The 14,088-nt window shown below is 58.5% G+C and carries 19 protein-coding genes; 15 read left to right on the top strand and 4 right to left on the bottom strand.

Annotated elements, in window-relative coordinates; all coding sequences use genetic code 11:
* Positions 1 to 36 precede the first annotated feature (36 nt).
* Complete coding sequence (locus tag RWK44_RS05510; RefSeq protein ID WP_316028508.1) at positions 37 to 822, bottom strand: alpha/beta fold hydrolase; 786 nt, start codon at positions 820 to 822, stop codon at positions 37 to 39.
* A gap of 158 nt (positions 823 to 980) precedes the next feature.
* Between RWK44_RS05510 and RWK44_RS05505 the strand changes: the two genes are divergently transcribed.
* Together RWK44_RS05505 and RWK44_RS05500 are read left to right on the top strand one after the other, a co-directional pair.
* Positions 981 to 1,226: a zinc-finger domain-containing protein gene (locus RWK44_RS05505; RefSeq protein ID WP_003539274.1), complete on the top strand. Its 246-nt coding sequence runs from the start codon at positions 981 to 983 to the stop codon at positions 1,224 to 1,226.
* 27 nt (positions 1,227 to 1,253) lie between these two features.
* On the top strand, positions 1,254 to 2,408 hold the full coding sequence (locus tag RWK44_RS05500) for an FAD-dependent monooxygenase (protein WP_131642272.1): 1,155 nt from the start codon (positions 1,254 to 1,256) through the stop codon (positions 2,406 to 2,408).
* Positions 2,409 to 2,439: 31 nt separating this feature from the next.
* On the opposite strand, the gene RWK44_RS05495 is transcribed toward RWK44_RS05500, so the two are convergent.
* The gene (locus RWK44_RS05495; protein ID WP_168270853.1) at positions 2,440 to 3,630 is read right to left on the bottom strand and encodes a cystathionine beta-lyase; all 1,191 of its coding nucleotides are present in this window, start codon (positions 3,628 to 3,630) and stop codon (positions 2,440 to 2,442) included.
* Positions 3,631 to 3,992: 362 nt separating this feature from the next.
* On the opposite strand from RWK44_RS05495, the gene RWK44_RS05490 reads away from it, so the two are divergent.
* The 4 genes from RWK44_RS05490 to RWK44_RS05475 all read left to right on the top strand — a co-directional run bounded on the left by RWK44_RS05490 (position 3,993) and on the right by RWK44_RS05475 (position 8,288).
* Positions 3,993 to 5,018, top strand: a complete 1,026-nt coding sequence (locus RWK44_RS05490; RefSeq protein ID WP_020049756.1) for an amino acid ABC transporter substrate-binding protein — start codon at positions 3,993 to 3,995, stop codon at positions 5,016 to 5,018.
* A 102-nt stretch (positions 5,019 to 5,120) separates the two neighbouring features.
* A complete protein-coding gene (locus tag RWK44_RS05485; protein ID WP_316028507.1) occupies positions 5,121 to 6,323 on the top strand; it encodes an amino acid ABC transporter permease in 1,203 nt (400 codons plus the stop codon).
* Position 6,324: 1 nt separating this feature from the next.
* A complete protein-coding gene (locus RWK44_RS05480) occupies positions 6,325 to 7,479 on the top strand; it encodes an amino acid ABC transporter permease (protein WP_131642269.1) in 1,155 nt (384 codons plus the stop codon).
* Between the two features lie 35 nt (positions 7,480 to 7,514).
* A complete protein-coding gene (locus RWK44_RS05475; protein WP_011651798.1) occupies positions 7,515 to 8,288 on the top strand; it encodes an amino acid ABC transporter ATP-binding protein in 774 nt (257 codons plus the stop codon).
* Between the two features lie 58 nt (positions 8,289 to 8,346).
* On the opposite strand, the gene RWK44_RS05470 is transcribed toward RWK44_RS05475, so the two are convergent.
* Complete coding sequence (locus tag RWK44_RS05470; protein WP_168256469.1) at positions 8,347 to 8,946, bottom strand: hypothetical protein; 600 nt, start codon at positions 8,944 to 8,946, stop codon at positions 8,347 to 8,349.
* Positions 8,947 to 9,357: 411 nt separating this feature from the next.
* Between RWK44_RS05470 and RWK44_RS05465 the strand changes: the two genes are divergently transcribed.
* Together RWK44_RS05465 and RWK44_RS05460 are read left to right on the top strand one after the other, a co-directional pair.
* Positions 9,358 to 9,792 (top strand): DUF3597 domain-containing protein, encoded by a 435-nt coding sequence (locus RWK44_RS05465; protein WP_131642266.1) that lies wholly within the window; start codon positions 9,358 to 9,360, stop codon positions 9,790 to 9,792.
* A 158-nt stretch (positions 9,793 to 9,950) separates the two neighbouring features.
* Positions 9,951 to 10,262, top strand: coding sequence for a hypothetical protein (locus RWK44_RS05460; protein ID WP_168258421.1), 312 nt, complete (start codon positions 9,951 to 9,953; stop codon positions 10,260 to 10,262).
* A 122-nt stretch (positions 10,263 to 10,384) separates the two neighbouring features.
* On the opposite strand, the gene RWK44_RS05455 is transcribed toward RWK44_RS05460, so the two are convergent.
* Positions 10,385 to 10,564 carry a hypothetical protein gene (locus RWK44_RS05455; protein WP_003559012.1) on the bottom strand — a complete coding sequence of 60 codons (180 nt, stop codon included), beginning with the start codon at positions 10,562 to 10,564 and terminating at the stop codon, positions 10,385 to 10,387.
* A gap of 13 nt (positions 10,565 to 10,577) precedes the next feature.
* Between RWK44_RS05455 and RWK44_RS05450 the strand changes: the two genes are divergently transcribed.
* The 7 genes from RWK44_RS05450 to RWK44_RS05420 all read left to right on the top strand — a co-directional run bounded on the left by RWK44_RS05450 (position 10,578) and on the right by RWK44_RS05420 (position 13,909).
* Positions 10,578 to 10,844: a hypothetical protein gene (locus tag RWK44_RS05450; protein ID WP_168256470.1), complete on the top strand. Its 267-nt coding sequence runs from the start codon at positions 10,578 to 10,580 to the stop codon at positions 10,842 to 10,844.
* A gap of 126 nt (positions 10,845 to 10,970) precedes the next feature.
* On the top strand, positions 10,971 to 11,261 hold the full coding sequence (locus RWK44_RS05445) for a DUF982 domain-containing protein (protein ID WP_011651794.1): 291 nt from the start codon (positions 10,971 to 10,973) through the stop codon (positions 11,259 to 11,261).
* 290 nt (positions 11,262 to 11,551) lie between these two features.
* A complete protein-coding gene (locus tag RWK44_RS05440) occupies positions 11,552 to 11,884 on the top strand; it encodes a hypothetical protein (protein ID WP_316028506.1) in 333 nt (110 codons plus the stop codon).
* 177 nt (positions 11,885 to 12,061) lie between these two features.
* Positions 12,062 to 12,292 (top strand): DUF4339 domain-containing protein, encoded by a 231-nt coding sequence (locus tag RWK44_RS05435; protein ID WP_221940414.1) that lies wholly within the window; start codon positions 12,062 to 12,064, stop codon positions 12,290 to 12,292.
* Positions 12,293 to 12,626: 334 nt separating this feature from the next.
* Complete coding sequence (locus RWK44_RS05430; RefSeq protein WP_316028505.1) at positions 12,627 to 13,262, top strand: DUF4145 domain-containing protein; 636 nt, start codon at positions 12,627 to 12,629, stop codon at positions 13,260 to 13,262.
* 49 nt (positions 13,263 to 13,311) lie between these two features.
* Positions 13,312 to 13,473, top strand: coding sequence for a hypothetical protein (locus RWK44_RS05425; protein WP_316028504.1), 162 nt, complete (start codon positions 13,312 to 13,314; stop codon positions 13,471 to 13,473).
* Positions 13,474 to 13,627: 154 nt separating this feature from the next.
* Positions 13,628 to 13,909: a CRISPR-associated protein Cas2 gene (locus RWK44_RS05420; protein WP_221940411.1), complete on the top strand. Its 282-nt coding sequence runs from the start codon at positions 13,628 to 13,630 to the stop codon at positions 13,907 to 13,909.
* Positions 13,910 to 14,088: the final 179 nt, after the last annotated feature.

Here is a 14,088-nt window from a genome sequence, read left to right as displayed (position 1 = left end):
GGTTTTTTAGTATGGTTTTTCGGCATCACGATGTTGTCAGCGATGGGCGACCTTTGCGTAGAAGGCCAGAACCGCCTGCTTGAAAACCCTATCGCCGACGGCGAGCATATGATCGCGGCCGGGAATATCGAGCGCTTCGGCATTTTGCATCAGCGCCGCCAATTCCTGCGGCGAGCCGGCGATATCATCCTTGGTGCCGACGCCGATCAGCGTCGGCATGTCCAGCTTGGCCATGTCGGAGCGGGCGACGAGATCGCGCGAGCCGCGTATACAATCGGCAAGGGCGACGCGGTCGCTCTTCGTCTGCTCGGCGAAGGCGCGGAACATGCGGCCGCGGGCATGCGTGACCGCGTCCAGTGATGGAGCCAGCAGCGCATCGGCAATCGGGTCCCAGTCACCGACGCCGTCGGTCATGCCGATGCCGAGGCCGCCGAGCACCAGCGAACGGACGCGATGCGGATTCGCAAGCGCGGCAAAGACGGAGATGCGCGCGCCCATCGAATAGCCCATGACATCGGCTTCGGGGATGCCCAGATGATCCAGCAAGGCGATCGCATCGCCGGCCATGACCCAGGGACGATAGGCTTCGGCATCGTGCGGCTTGTCGCTTGCGCCGTGGCCGCGATTATCCATGGCGATCACCCGGTAGCCGGCATCACCAAGCGTCTTCAGCCAGCCCGGATGCACCCAGTTGACGTTTGCGGTCGAGGCAAAGCCGTGGATCAACAACACGGGGACGCCGGCAGGATCGCCCTCATCGAAGAAGGCGAGCTGCAATCCATCATGGGTGAAGCTTGAAAATGTGGGCGTATTCAGGTTCATCGGGCCTTCCTTTTTGGCGCGACCATAGTCGAGCGGCCTTTCATCGTGAAGCCAAAAACTGTGGCTAAAAACTGTGCCTGGCGCGGCGCTTTGGCTCTACACATTTGCGGCGAAGGCTTATAAGGTTCGCGCACATTTCAAAGCATTCGGAGAGCGACATGGCCGGCCACAACATTCCTCACTTCCAGAACGACGGCGGTCACCGCGTTATCGAAGTCGGCGTCAAGGAATTCATGTGCACCGGCGCTTCGGCTCCCTTCGATCATCCGCATATCTTCATCGACATGGGCGACGACAACGAGAAGGTCTGTTCCTACTGCTCGACGCTCTATCGCTTCAATTCCGCGCTCAAGCCGAGCCAGACCAATCCGGCCGGTTGCGTTTTCCACGTGAAGGCGGCGTAACGCGTCCAGATCCGGATCGGACGGACAATGCCGGTCGAACATGCCGCCATCATTGGCGCCGGGATATCAGGGCTGACAGCTGCCCTTGCGCTTTCACGCCGGGGTATCAGTTCAGAGATCTTCGAGCAGGCGGGCGAACTCACCGACATCGGCGCCGGATTGCAGGTTTCGCCGAACGCTTCCCGCATCCTTGCCGAACTCGGTATCCTTGACGGTCTATCACAGCTCTGGCTCGAGCCGGACGCGATCCGGCTGATATCGGGTGGGTCGCTGCGCCAGCTCGCGGCGGTGCCGGCCGGCAAATTCGCGCGGGAACGCTGGGGCGCTCCCTATGGCGTCCTGCACCGCACCACATTGCAGAAAGCCCTTTTGGCGGCGGTTGCGGCCGATCCGCTCTGCCGGCTTCACCTCGGCGTGCGGATAGATTCGACCCTACCGCCTTTCGAGCGGGCGACCGATGTTGTGATCGGCGCCGACGGCGTCTGGTCGAAGCTTCGGCAAGCCGTTCCGGGCAGCCCCTCGCCGCGCTTTTCCGGCAATATCGCCTACCGCTTCACTGTTACCGAGGATGAGGCGCCCGGTTTCCTCGACCGGGCAAGCGTTTCGGCCTTCCTCGGCGGCTCGGCGCATCTCGTCTGCTATCCGTTGCGGGAAACCGGCAGCTTCAACATGGTGGCAATCACCGCCGGCAATATCGCGCCGCAGGCCTGGCAAAGCGAGCCGACGGCCGAGCAGCGGGCGCAGCTACGGGCGCGCCTTTCCGGCTGGAACACCGCGATCGTCTCGCTGCTCGAGATAAATAGGAAGCTGACGTTCTGGCCGCTGTTCGAAACCACATCAGGCGCATGGCAGGACGGCCGAAAGACGGTCCTGATCGGCGACGCCGCGCATGCGATGATGCCTTTTGCCGCCCAGGGAGCGGCGATGGCGATCGAAGATGCCTACGAACTCGCCACGTTTCTTTCGAACAGCCCCGTGGCGGAAGCGCTGGCGCTATTCGAAAGACATCGGGCGCCACGCATTGCGAGGCTTCGCCAGCGCGGCGCCTTCAACCGGTTTGCTTATCATGCGAGAGGGCCGATCCGGATCGGCCGCGATCTTGTGCTCGGCCTCAAGCCGCCGCTAAGCCTCGCGGCAGATCTCGACTGGATCTACGGCTATCGGGCTGTCGATCTGCCTTGAAGCGCGACCAGCGGCGATAAAGCGTGTCTGGTCAGACGGCGCTTGCCGCCGCAAAGCCCCGTTCGATATCGGCCTTCAGGTCGGCCACGTCCTCGATGCCGATCTGCAGGCGGATGACCGGACCCTCCGTCGGCGCCTTGGCGATCTTGCGATCGTTGAGATTGGCATGCAAAGCGAGGCTTTCAAAGCCACCCCAGGAATAGCCGAGACCGAAAATCCTGAGTGCGTCGAGGAAGGCATGCGCCTTTGCTCTGGACTTCTCGGGACCATCGGCGGCAAGCACGAAGGAAAAGATGCCGCTGGCGCCTTTGAAATCCCGCTTCCAGAGATGGTGTGAGGGAAAACTCGGCAGGGCCGGATGCAGCACGCGGGCGACATCCTCCCTCCCCTCCAGCCATTCCGCGATATCAAGAGCGCTTTCATAATGCCGCTCGAGGCGCAGGCCCATGGTGCGCAATCCGCGCAGGATCTGATAGGCATCATCGGGTGCGCCGCAGATCCCGAGCACACCGTTTGCTTCCTTCAGCCGCTCCCAGTGTTCGGCATTGGCCGAAACCGTTCCGAGCAGGATATCGGAATGGCCGGACGGATATTTCGTCGATGCGTGGATCGAGATGTCGACGCCGTGATCGAGCGGCCTGAAATAGACCGGCGTCGCCCAGGTATTGTCCATCATGACGACGGCGCCGTGGCGGTGCGCAACTGCCGAGATCGCCGGAATATCCTGCATCTCGAAGGTGTTGGAGCCGGGAGCCTCGGTGTGGACGAGCTTCGTGTTCGGCCGGAAGAGCGTCTCGATGCCGGCGCCGATCTCCGGATGGTAATATTCCACCTCGACGCCGAGGCGCTTCAGCATCGTGTCGCAGAAATGGCGCGTCGGGCCATAGACCGAATCGACCACCAGCGCATGATCGCCGGCAGCGACGAAACCCAGGAACGGAATGGTGACGGCCGCAAGGCCCGACGGCACAAGGATCGTTCCGGCCGAGCCTTCGAGTGCGTCGATCGCCTCGCAGAGCGCATCCGTCGTCGGTGTGCCGCGCGTCCCGTAAGTGTATTTCTGCGTGCGCGTCTCCATCGCCCGCGCATTCGGAAACAGCACCGTCGAGGCATGCACGACCGGCGGATTGATGAAGCCGTGATAGTCGAAAGGGTCGTTGCCGATATGGGTCAGGCGGGTGTTGATGCCGGCATTCTGCAGGAAGCTGTCTTTGTCTTTCATGTCGGGAATAGCCTTTGGCGACGGAGACGCAAAAGTGGACTTTTGGACGCCCTGCCATATCAGGTCAACCCCTTGAAGATCGGTTGCAGGCGACGATCCGAAATGATGGAAATTTCGATTTTCGCGTTATTTTTCCGCAACCAGGCGCCTATTTCCTAGTCAACAGCCCATGAATGCAGCGCTATCTGCCAAAATGTTGCATTTCGCCGCAATTATTGGGCGCGACACTTGACCATGGTGAGATTTGCGACTGTGATAGGGTCTCTCGCGCCGGGAGGGTGTCGAGACAATGGGGAGGCGGCACGGATTGTCGGCACGCACTCTCCACAAGAAAAGATAAGACAACGGAAAAGGTTGGGAAAATGAAAAATAAGCTCCTGTCGGCCGCCATCGGCGCAGCAGTTTTGGCAGTTGGCGCCTCGGCCGCCTCCGCCACCACTCTCTCAGACGTCAAGGCAAAGGGTTTCGTTCAGTGCGGCGTCAACACCGGCCTTACCGGCTTTGCCGCACCTGACGCTTCCGGCAATTGGGCCGGCTTCGACGTCGACTTCTGCAAGGCAGTCGCTTCGGCTGTGTTCGGCGACCCCACCAAGGTCAAGTACACGCCGACAAATGCGAAAGAACGTTTCACCGCCCTCCAGTCCGGCGAAATCGATGTCCTCTCGCGTAATACGACCTGGACGATCAATCGCGACACCGCACTCGGCTTCAATTTCCGTCCTGTCACCTATTATGACGGCCAGGGCTTCATGGTCCGCAAGGGCCTGAACGTGAAGTCGGCTCTCGAACTCTCCGGCGCCGCAGTCTGCGTGCAGTCGGGCACGACTACCGAACTGAACCTCGCCGATTACTTCAAGACGAACAATCTGCAGTACAATCCGGTCGTCTTCGAAAATCTTCCTGAGGTCAACGCTGCCTACGACGCCGGTCGTTGCGACGTTTACACGACCGACCAGTCCGGTCTCTATTCGTTGCGTCTGACGCTGAAGAATCCCGACGAACACGTCATCCTTCCTGAGATCATCTCCAAGGAGCCGCTTGGCCCGGCCGTCCGTCAGGGTGATGATCAGTGGTTCGATATCGTTTCCTGGACGGCTTATGCGCTGATCAATGCCGAAGAGTTCGGCATCACGCAGGCAAATGTCGACGAGATGAAGAACTCGCCGAACCCGGATATCAAGCGCTTCCTCGGCAGCGAGACCGACACCAAGATCGGCACCGATCTCGGCCTGACGAATGATTGGGCCGCCAACGTCATCAAGGGCGTCGGCAATTATGGTGAAATCTTCGAGCGCAACATCGGCGAGGGCAGCCCGCTCAAGATCGCACGCGGCTTGAATGCGCTGTGGAACAAGGGCGGCATCCAGTACGCACCGCCGGTTCGTTGATCGAGCACTGGCAATGACATACCGGGAAGGCGGCCAAGCCGCCTTCCCACTCCAAAAAGTAAAAAGAAAGCCCGAAAACGGGCACAAGGGGATTGGCGCGGCATGACGCATGAGGCTGTGGATACGACACCTTTGCATGGCACCGGCTGGAGTTTCCGGTCGGCAATGTACGACCCGAAATACCGGAGCATATTTTACCAGGTCCTAACAATCGTTATTCTCGTGGGCTTTGTGTGGTGGGTGGCCCACAACACTGCCGTGAACCTTGCCCGCAGCAATACGGCATCGGGTTTCGGCTTTCTTCGCGGCCGCGCCGGTTTCGAAATCGGCCAGTCGCTGATCGGCTTTTCGAGCGACTCGACTTATGCGCGCGCACTTCTTGTCGGCATTCTGAATACCTTGCTGGTGGCGGTGACCGGTATCTTCACGGCGACCATCATCGGCTTCCTGATCGGGATCGGCCGGCTGTCGCGCAATTGGCTGATTGCCAAGCTCTGCACGGTCTATGTCGAGGTTTTCCGCAACATTCCGCCGCTGCTCGTCATCTTTTTCTGGTATCTCGGCGTTCTCTCCGTCTTGCCGCAGCCGCGTGAATCGGTGGGTCTGCCGTTCAGCATGTACCTCAACAACAGAGGACTAGCCTTCCCGAAGCCAATCTTCGAGACGGGCATGATAGCGGTCGGCATCGCCCTCGTGATTGCGATTGTCGCCACCATCATCATCGCGCGCTGGGCCCATAAACGCCAAGCCGCAACCGGCCAGCCGTTCCACACCGTATGGACGGCAATCGGGCTGATCGTCGGCTTGCCATTGCTGGTCTTCGTTGTCTCCGGCTTTCCGCTCACCTTCGACGTTCCGGTTGCCGGAAAATTCAACCTCACGGGCGGCTCCGTCGTCGGCCCCGAATTTATGTCGCTGTTTCTCGCTCTGTCCTTCTATACCGCCTCGTTCATCGCCGAGATCGTTCGCGGCGGCATTCGCGGCGTTGCAAAAGGACAATCCGAAGCAGCCGGCGCGCTGGGGCTGCATCCGTCGAGCGTGACGAGACTTGTCGTGGTGCCGCAGGCGCTGCGCATCATCATCCCGCCGTTGACGAGCCAGTACCTGAACCTGACCAAGAACTCCTCACTCGCCATCGCGATCGGTTTCTCGGATCTCGTTGCCGTCGGTGGCACGATCCTCAATCAGAGCGGTCAAGCGATCGAGATCGTCTGCATCTGGGGTATCGTCTACCTCAGCTTGAGCATTCTCACGTCGCTGTTCATGAATTGGTTCAACGCCAAGATGGCACTGGTGGAGAGATAAGATGTCGGTCGCCGATAAACCCTTTGTCAGAACGTCCATCCTTGCCGCCGAACCGCCGCCCCCCGGCGAGAGAGGAGCCGTCGCCTGGATACGTCGCAATCTCCTGGCAAGCCCGAAGGACGTGATCCTGACGATCCTGGCTCTTGCGCTCCTCGCATGGGCCGTGCCGCATCTCGTCAACTGGCTGTTCATCCAGGCCGTATGGTCCGGGCCGGACCGCACATTCTGCGCGACAACGATCCAGGGCGGCATCCAGCCTGACGGCTGGAGCGGTGCATGCTGGGCCTTCATCAGCGCCAAGTACGATCAGTTTATCTTCGGCCGCTATCCGCTCGGTGAGCGTTGGCGGCCGGCGATCGTCGGGATCCTGTTCATTCTGCTGCTGGTTCCGATGCTGATCCCGTCGGCGCCGCGCAAGGGCCTGAACGCCATCCTTCTGTTCGCCGTCCTGCCGATCATGGCCTTCTGGCTTCTTCACGGCGGCTTCGGCCTCGAAGTGGTGGAGACTCCGCTCTGGGGCGGGTTGATGGTGACGCTCGTCCTGTCCTTTGTCGGTATCGCCGTCTCCCTACCCGTCGGCATTCTGCTTGCGCTGGGACGCCGCTCGAAGATGCCCGTCATCCGGATGCTTTGCGTTACCTTCATCGAGGTCATTCGAGGCGTTCCGCTGATCACCGTTCTGTTCATGGCAAGTGTCATGCTGCCGCTTTTCCTTCCCACAGGCTGGAACGTGGACAAACTGCTTCGGGCGCTGATCGGTGTGTCGATCTTCACGTCGGCCTATATGGCTGAAGTGATCCGCGGCGGCCTTCAGGCGATCCCGAAGGGACAGTTCGAAGGCGCCGATTCACTCGGCCTCGGCTATTGGCAGAAGACCCGGCTGATCATCATGCCGCAGGCCATCAAGCTTGTAATCCCGAGCATCGTGAACACCTTCATCGGAACGTTCAAGGACACGTCGCTGGTCACCATTATTGGGATGTTCGATCTGCTTGGCATCGTCAAGCTGAACTTCTCCGATGCCAACTGGGCAAGCGCCGTCACGCCGATCACGGGTCTGATCTTCGCGGGCTTCATCTTCTGGCTGTTCTGCTTCGGCATGTCGCGCTATTCAGGCTTCATGGAACGCCATCTCGATACCGGCCACAAACGATAAGAACGCTACAACGATAAGAATGAGGGAAAATAATCATGGCTGAAGCTCCAGCGAAAAAGCTCACCGTTTCCGCGACGGAAGTGGCGGTCGAGATCGTCAACATGAACAAGTGGTACGGCGATTTCCACGTGCTGCGCGACATCAACCTGAAGGTCATGCGCGGCGAGCGCATCGTCATTGCCGGCCCATCAGGCTCGGGCAAGTCGACGATGATCCGCTGCATCAACCGCCTGGAAGAACATCAGAAAGGCAAAATCGTCGTCGACGGCACCGAGCTCACCAATGATCTGAAGAAGATCGACGAGGTGCGGCGCGAAGTCGGCATGGTGTTCCAGCACTTCAACCTCTTCCCGCATCTGACGATCCTGGAAAACTGCACGCTGGCGCCAATTTGGGTCCGCAAGATGCCGAAGAAGCAGGCCGAAGAAGTGGCCATGCACTTCCTGAAGCGGGTCAAGATCCCGGAGCAGGCCAACAAATATCCGGGCCAGCTTTCCGGCGGCCAGCAGCAGCGCGTGGCGATCGCCCGGTCGCTCTGCATGAACCCGAAGATCATGCTGTTCGACGAGCCGACCTCGGCGCTCGATCCCGAAATGATCAAGGAAGTGCTCGACACCATGGTGGGTCTTGCCGAGGAAGGCATGACCATGCTCTGCGTCACCCATGAAATGGGCTTTGCCCGCCAGGTGGCCAACCGGGTCATCTTCATGGACCAGGGCCAAATCGTCGAACAGAACGAACCGGCCGCCTTCTTCGATAACCCGCAGCACGAACGCACCAAGCTGTTCCTCAGCCAGATCCTGCACTAGATCGAAGCGTCCCTTGAAAAGACCCGCCGCACCTTCCGGTTCGGCGGGTTTTTCACGTTCAGCGGGAGGCTGTCGCCTGCAGCAGACTGCAGAGACCGGCAAGACCGGAATCACCGCCGGAGGCGGAGATATCGGCGCAACGGACGAGCATCTTGCGCTGATCATTGACAGGCCTCGCCTGGAAGGCCTCCAGGGTGCGAATCTGGGACGCGCTGAGGCTGCGCTCAGCCGCGGGTCTGCCGCTGCTGCCTGCCCCATCCACCCTGCCGATGGCGAGGTTGGCATCGATGCCATTACCGCTACCGACCGAGGCCGTGGCGTTGGCATCGAGCCCATCAGAACCGCCGGTGCGTGCATTGAGATCGGCATTGACGCCGCGCTCGCCCCCGATCCTGGCGTTGGCGTCTGCGTCGATACCGTTGCCGCCACCGACACTGGCATTGACATCGGCATCGATGCCACCGCCGGCATTGGCGGTCGCATCGCCATTGACCCCGTTCGAGCCGCCAACGGAAGCATTGACACCGGCGCTGACGGCATTGCCTGCATTCACCGACACACCGACATCCATCGCACGCGCATCGCTTGCCGGCATGGCAAGGAGGGCGCAGGTGGATGCGAGCACTGCAAAAGACAGTCCATGGTGGTTATGGGTCATGTTTTCCTCCGTTTCCATTCCGCCGAACGATCTGCCCGGCAGTCGAAAATCGAGGAACGCGCGTGCCTTCGATCGATCGGACGCCTGCAACTACAGGACGTCCATGGCAAGGCAACGTGAAGAGATGACGAAGGTTTCACAGCATGGCCCGGCAAGTCGGTTTGGCGGCGTGCAATGATGTTTCACGGTTATTGAATTCCGAATCGACCGACCGACTGTGCCTAAAGCGGGCATGTCGGCTGACAGTCGGAGGGGTGTTGAAGTATTCCTTCCGATGGCGCCGCTGTCGCGGGCATTGGCTTCTCCACCAGCGATTGAACATGCTAAAAATAACTCCCTTTCTGCCTGGATATATCAAGCGGGAAGTCCATGTTTCAGCATGTTCTCATTTGAGGGAACTGGAGGTTTAAAATGGGTATTTTCGACAAGATCAAACATGCAATCTTCGGAGAGGCAAAAGCAGCCGAACCCGTTGCTGCCGGCGCGCCGACGACAGAGCCGGCGCCAGCGCCTGCCGCACCGTCGGCAAACCCCAGTCCGGCCCCTGCGCAGCAGAGCAAGCCAGTCCCCACGGCCACAGGCACAGCCACAGTCGATATCGTCCCGATCCTCGATGCGGCTGCGAAAAAGAGCGGTCAGAAACTCGATTGGCGCCGTTCTATTGTAGACCTGATGAAAGCCGTCGGGATGGATGCGAGCCTGACCGAGCGCAAGGAACTTGCCGCTGAACTCGGCTATACTGGCGACACCAACGATTCCGCAAAAATGAACATGTGGCTGCACAAGGCCCTGATGAAGCGGCTTTCGGAAAATGGCGGCAAGGTACCGGCCGATCTCCTGGATTGATCGACGGCGGATGGCTGCCGCCATTTCTAAGACGGCAGCCACCCGGCAAGGTCTTTCGCCGATGCGGAGGGAACAAGGAGTCCCCCTTGCCTGCAGGCGTTGGAACCAATAACGTCGCGCTCGATTACTTCAAAATCGATCGTGGAGAATTAAATCCGATGAGATTGATAGCAGTCGTTGGTGTTGCACTTGGCCTGGGCTGTATATCGGCCGCAGAATCTCCTTCAAACTATCAATCCTACAGCGGCATTCGGGTCGATACTGACCCGGCGCTGCTGGCTCGGTACGATAAAGCGCTTCAGCGGTGCGTGCCGGAGGCAGCCTCATGGCAACGCGGCTCAACGGACCCGCACAGCCTCTATTACAACGCGGCTCTCAGAAGTTGCCTCTATAGGTACAGCTTCGTCGACAGAGGCGTCTACGCCTACCCCATCCCCCAGGTCTACTTCGATCATTTCCTGGATCGCTGAGCCGCGACGCCCTTCAGAGGCCTGTCAAACAGAAACCCCGCCATTTTGGCGGGGCTGTCTTCAATCGCGATGCTGCGACCTCTGCATAGTTCCTTAAATCGGAAAGACGCGCGTCGTTATAGTCAGCGTTTGCCGCCAGCTGGCGGCCGACCCTTGCCCGCCGGGCGATTGCCGCTTCCGGACGAGGTCTTGGCATCATTGCCCTGGCCGAAGTTGGTGCCGCCGAGATGGCCACCACCGCTGGTATTGGCAACCTGGCGCTGCGCTTTGCGCAACAGTGCCTCTGCATTGGTCTTGCTCATGAAATTCTCCTCAATGGCTGGAAAACCCAGCCGGAATGCCGCCGCTGACATCCGCGGTCAAAGACCGAAGGCATATCAGGCAGCGACGATGGTGTTGGGGGAGGCTTGCGTCGATCAAAGACTTGCCTGCGTTCATGACGATTCCCCCTCAACCGGCATGACAATCACCCTCCGGCGGCTGCCGGACGGCGCAGAAATCGATTTTGAAAGGAAAGATCAGCTGGGACGCCAGGGCGCAAACCAAGCTCGACAAGCAATTTCGATAGATGAATCAATATGACGGCAATGTGTTTAAAACAAGTTCCCGGCTTCCTGGCTGGAGAGGCGTTACCGACTGCTTTTGCCGATTCATGGAGGATAATCATCCTGCAGCGCCGGTTGGAACACTTCTTGCAGAGTTACTAATATGTTTATGATGCAAGGACCAAATGTCATGAATCGGTACACATCGCATCAGTTTCCCGCACTGAGGATCCTCATGAGCGGCCAGGAAAAATACAGCGTCGTCAGGACCCTTGGAGATGCAGCCACCATGCTCATTTCGGAATGGCCGGGCGATGATGGTGAGGAGTATGTCGTTGCGGTAAGGACATGCCTCGACGCCATCCGCGGAACCACACCCCCGGGCGCCGCGCGGGAAGCGCTGATGAGAGCGGCTGATGAAGCCGGCATCCGCTACCTCTCGGTCGTTCACTGAGATCGCTCAAGCAGATTACAGAGAAGAATTTGCGGAAACGCTCGAGCAGTGCAAATCCGCCGCTCGAACAGATATGAGCACCGCGTTCCTGAGCTTTGGCGAATAACGAACGACCGCCGAATTCGAGCCGCGCGCATCTTCCCGGCTTCGCCATTTCAAGCGCGTCTGAAGGAAGGCATTTCTGCCTTCTGATCGACCTTCGCAATTTCGCACATGGTCTTTCCCGCGTCACACGAATCGAAATAAACATCGAACGCCGATCAATGGGTAATTAAGGGAATAATATAATAATGCGCGCTGGTATCCTAACAGTATTGATTGCCATGGGATTGCTTACTGCCTGCACGCCGACGCGCCAGGACTATGATGCTCTCGTCACATTGCTGCAGGGCAGCGCGAGAGCGCGAAATGAGGCGGTCAAAGAATGCGTAAGGGGCTTCGATGGAAAGACCACTCGCAACTTCGGCCTTTTGACAAACACGTCGGATAAAGACGCTGCGCGCGTTGGCTGCAATCGATTTGTCGCAGCGCTCGCTTCCGGTCGCGCCACCTATGACGACGTCGTTGACATCAAACGCCACCGGCCCACTCCGAAGCTGATCAAAATTTTCCAAGGTCGCTAAACAGGATCCGCCGCCGGCTTGCGGTGTCGGACCTGCAAGCCGTCCGCCCAAAGTCGTTTAAGGTAGCAACGAGCCGATCTTGGTGTACCGGCGATCGGCGTTTGCCTTGTCGTCTTGCTGCAACTCTACGACGCCCTACGCTTGCTAATTGTTGCCGTCGAGGGCTGGGGCTAGAGCATGGCAGATTGGTATTATGCGGTCGGACAGAATCAAAAGGGTCCTGTTGGCGAAGACGAACTTCGAGAACTCATCGAAAGCGGGCAGATCACAAGCGAAACCTACCTGTGGCATGAGGGGATGGACGCATGGCAACGAGCCACCGAACATCCAGAGTTTACGTCAGCCTTCGTTGCGCCGCCACCTTTGCCTATCGTCCAGCTTTCGAAGCGACCACAGGGAAGTCCGTAAACTTCAGTGACGCCAACGTCGAGGTGACCATTGTCGTTACCGGCCGTGACGCATGGAGGACGCTGGTGTTCGCAAGGGGTGGCGCGATCGAGGATGGAGTTGGCAGCCGATACCCTGGCACTCTCGCTCTCCCCCAATGTCAGCAAGTGTCTTGAGCGCCTTCAGAGCGTGGACTTTCGCCATTTCGGAGATGGTCTTCTTCGCCCTGCTGACGGCACCTACTTTGCGCCAGCGCCTGGCCTTTTGCCGCCTCTCGCCATGCTTTGATTTCCTTGATTGTTTTTCAAGTTAGGTTACGCTCGGCGCGTGCATTTCTACGGGGATAAAGCTTACTATGAAGATGGGAGACCAACTGACGGATGTGAGGCGGTGCCCGCACTGCAGCATCGCGACACCTTTGTTATATCAAGTATGGGCTTCCAAGGGGAGTGAAGGGACGCCTCGCACGGACGGACAAGACCGGAAGGCTTGGGCTACTTACCTTTGCAGGACATGTGGCGGAGCCGTTTCAGCAGAGGCCTATGGGCCATATATTGGCCAGGAAGCTGCGTACCTATACCCTGGCACAAAACAAGCTCACGAAGATATTCCCTCTATTGCGAGAGTTTTTCTGCAGCAAGCATTCGACACTCTACATGCACCAGACGCGTCGGCTGTGATGGCCGGCAGTGCTGTCGATGCCATGCTGAAAGAACGAGGCTATGACGACCAGAAGAAGTCGCTGTATGCACGCATTGACCAGGCACTCGCCCACAACGTTCTTACTCAAGGCATGGCGGAATGGGCTCACTCTGTTCGCCTAGGTTCAAACCGACCACGTCATGCAGATGCTGAGCGCCCGCACGTCTCGCATGCTGAAGCGAGGCAATCAGTCGAATTTGCTGAAGCACTTGGCAATTTTCTATTCGTACTAACTGCAAAAATTGATCGCGGTATTGAGGCCGCGAAGACGGCCAGCGCAGTCAAATGAGACGAGCCTTCTTCACAATCGGCATGGCTTAACTCTTGGGAGAGCAGATATGGACGACAAGATCATGAAGGGCGTTGAGAACGAGAAGACGGCCGACGGCTGGGTAGTGACTACGGTAGAGAACGGGGTGGTCTCGCGTAGGCAGATTTTCTCCGACAAATCACAAGCGCTCGAACACGAGAAGAAAGAGAAGCGCCGGCTTGGCTTCTGAATAAATCATCTCCATCACCACGCTGTGGAGAAGTCGAACAATGTGAACAAGTTGCGGATTATCGTTCGTTTCTTCGCGCTCTGATAGCACGAACTATTCTCCGACTCGCCGTTGTGTGTCCTGCTGCTGATACAACCAGCAAAGGAGATGCGACGTGCCGCCATTCATTTTGACTTACGACCTCGTGAAAGAGGAAACGTCCGCAGACTACAAGCCTCTGATTGACGACCTTAAGGAGCGGGGTGGGCACAGGTATCAGGATTCCTGCTGGTTGGTCTTCCTGAACAACACAGCTGCTGAAGTCTACGACCACTATAATAAAATGTTGGACCAGAACGATAAACTGATGGTGTCAGAATTGACGCGAAACCATAAACAGGCCGGCAATTACAAAGGCACCAACAAATGGATCGAAGACCACCCGCCTGTGAGGTGAAGTCGAACGCAGCTACAGGGACCAGATTACAAACGAAAGGCTGCCCGATGACAAGTCGGACGGCCTCGTCCGCTGGTAATTCCCCGTTGGCAAAGGGAAGAGAACGCGCTTGAAGGGCCAATGGGGCTCAAACGAATTCGTCGCCGATTATAAGAGGTGCTTGGCTCAAGAAGACGCTG

Origin of the sequence: Rhizobium sp. 25PS6, assembly GCF_032464655.1 — a bacterium.
Classification (GTDB): domain Bacteria; phylum Pseudomonadota; class Alphaproteobacteria; order Rhizobiales; family Rhizobiaceae; genus Rhizobium; species Rhizobium laguerreae.
Note: the sequence above shows the minus strand (reverse complement) of the source record. Positions and strands in the feature narration are given on the sequence as shown.

What these genes read in the sequence shown, in the direction of transcription:
- RWK44_RS05440 (WP_316028506.1), top strand. Translation starts at nt 11,552, where the DNA reads ATGCGCGCTGGTATCCTAACAGTATTGATTGCCATGGGATTGCTTACT.
- RWK44_RS05430 (WP_316028505.1), top strand. Translation starts at nt 12,627, where the DNA reads ATGAAGATGGGAGACCAACTGACGGATGTGAGGCGGTGCCCGCACTGC.
- RWK44_RS05475 (WP_011651798.1), top strand. Translation starts at nt 7,515, where the DNA reads ATGGCTGAAGCTCCAGCGAAAAAGCTCACCGTTTCCGCGACGGAAGTG.
- RWK44_RS05485 (WP_316028507.1), top strand. Translation starts at nt 5,121, where the DNA reads ATGACGCATGAGGCTGTGGATACGACACCTTTGCATGGCACCGGCTGG.
- RWK44_RS05465 (WP_131642266.1), top strand. Translation starts at nt 9,358, where the DNA reads ATGGGTATTTTCGACAAGATCAAACATGCAATCTTCGGAGAGGCAAAA.
- RWK44_RS05425 (WP_316028504.1), top strand. Translation starts at nt 13,312, where the DNA reads ATGGACGACAAGATCATGAAGGGCGTTGAGAACGAGAAGACGGCCGAC.
- RWK44_RS05435 (WP_221940414.1), top strand. Translation starts at nt 12,062, where the DNA reads ATGGCAGATTGGTATTATGCGGTCGGACAGAATCAAAAGGGTCCTGTT.
- RWK44_RS05510 (WP_316028508.1), bottom strand. Translation starts at nt 822, where the DNA reads ATGAACCTGAATACGCCCACATTTTCAAGCTTCACCCATGATGGATTG.
- RWK44_RS05500 (WP_131642272.1), top strand. Translation starts at nt 1,254, where the DNA reads ATGCCGGTCGAACATGCCGCCATCATTGGCGCCGGGATATCAGGGCTG.
- RWK44_RS05495 (WP_168270853.1), bottom strand. Translation starts at nt 3,630, where the DNA reads ATGAAAGACAAAGACAGCTTCCTGCAGAATGCCGGCATCAACACCCGC.
- RWK44_RS05450 (WP_168256470.1), top strand. Translation starts at nt 10,578, where the DNA reads ATGGCTGGAAAACCCAGCCGGAATGCCGCCGCTGACATCCGCGGTCAA.
- RWK44_RS05505 (WP_003539274.1), top strand. Translation starts at nt 981, where the DNA reads ATGGCCGGCCACAACATTCCTCACTTCCAGAACGACGGCGGTCACCGC.
- RWK44_RS05490 (WP_020049756.1), top strand. Translation starts at nt 3,993, where the DNA reads ATGAAAAATAAGCTCCTGTCGGCCGCCATCGGCGCAGCAGTTTTGGCA.
- RWK44_RS05460 (WP_168258421.1), top strand. Translation starts at nt 9,951, where the DNA reads ATGAGATTGATAGCAGTCGTTGGTGTTGCACTTGGCCTGGGCTGTATA.
- RWK44_RS05455 (WP_003559012.1), bottom strand. Translation starts at nt 10,564, where the DNA reads ATGAGCAAGACCAATGCAGAGGCACTGTTGCGCAAAGCGCAGCGCCAG.
- RWK44_RS05445 (WP_011651794.1), top strand. Translation starts at nt 10,971, where the DNA reads ATGTTTATGATGCAAGGACCAAATGTCATGAATCGGTACACATCGCAT.
- RWK44_RS05470 (WP_168256469.1), bottom strand. Translation starts at nt 8,946, where the DNA reads ATGACCCATAACCACCATGGACTGTCTTTTGCAGTGCTCGCATCCACC.
- RWK44_RS05480 (WP_131642269.1), top strand. Translation starts at nt 6,325, where the DNA reads ATGTCGGTCGCCGATAAACCCTTTGTCAGAACGTCCATCCTTGCCGCC.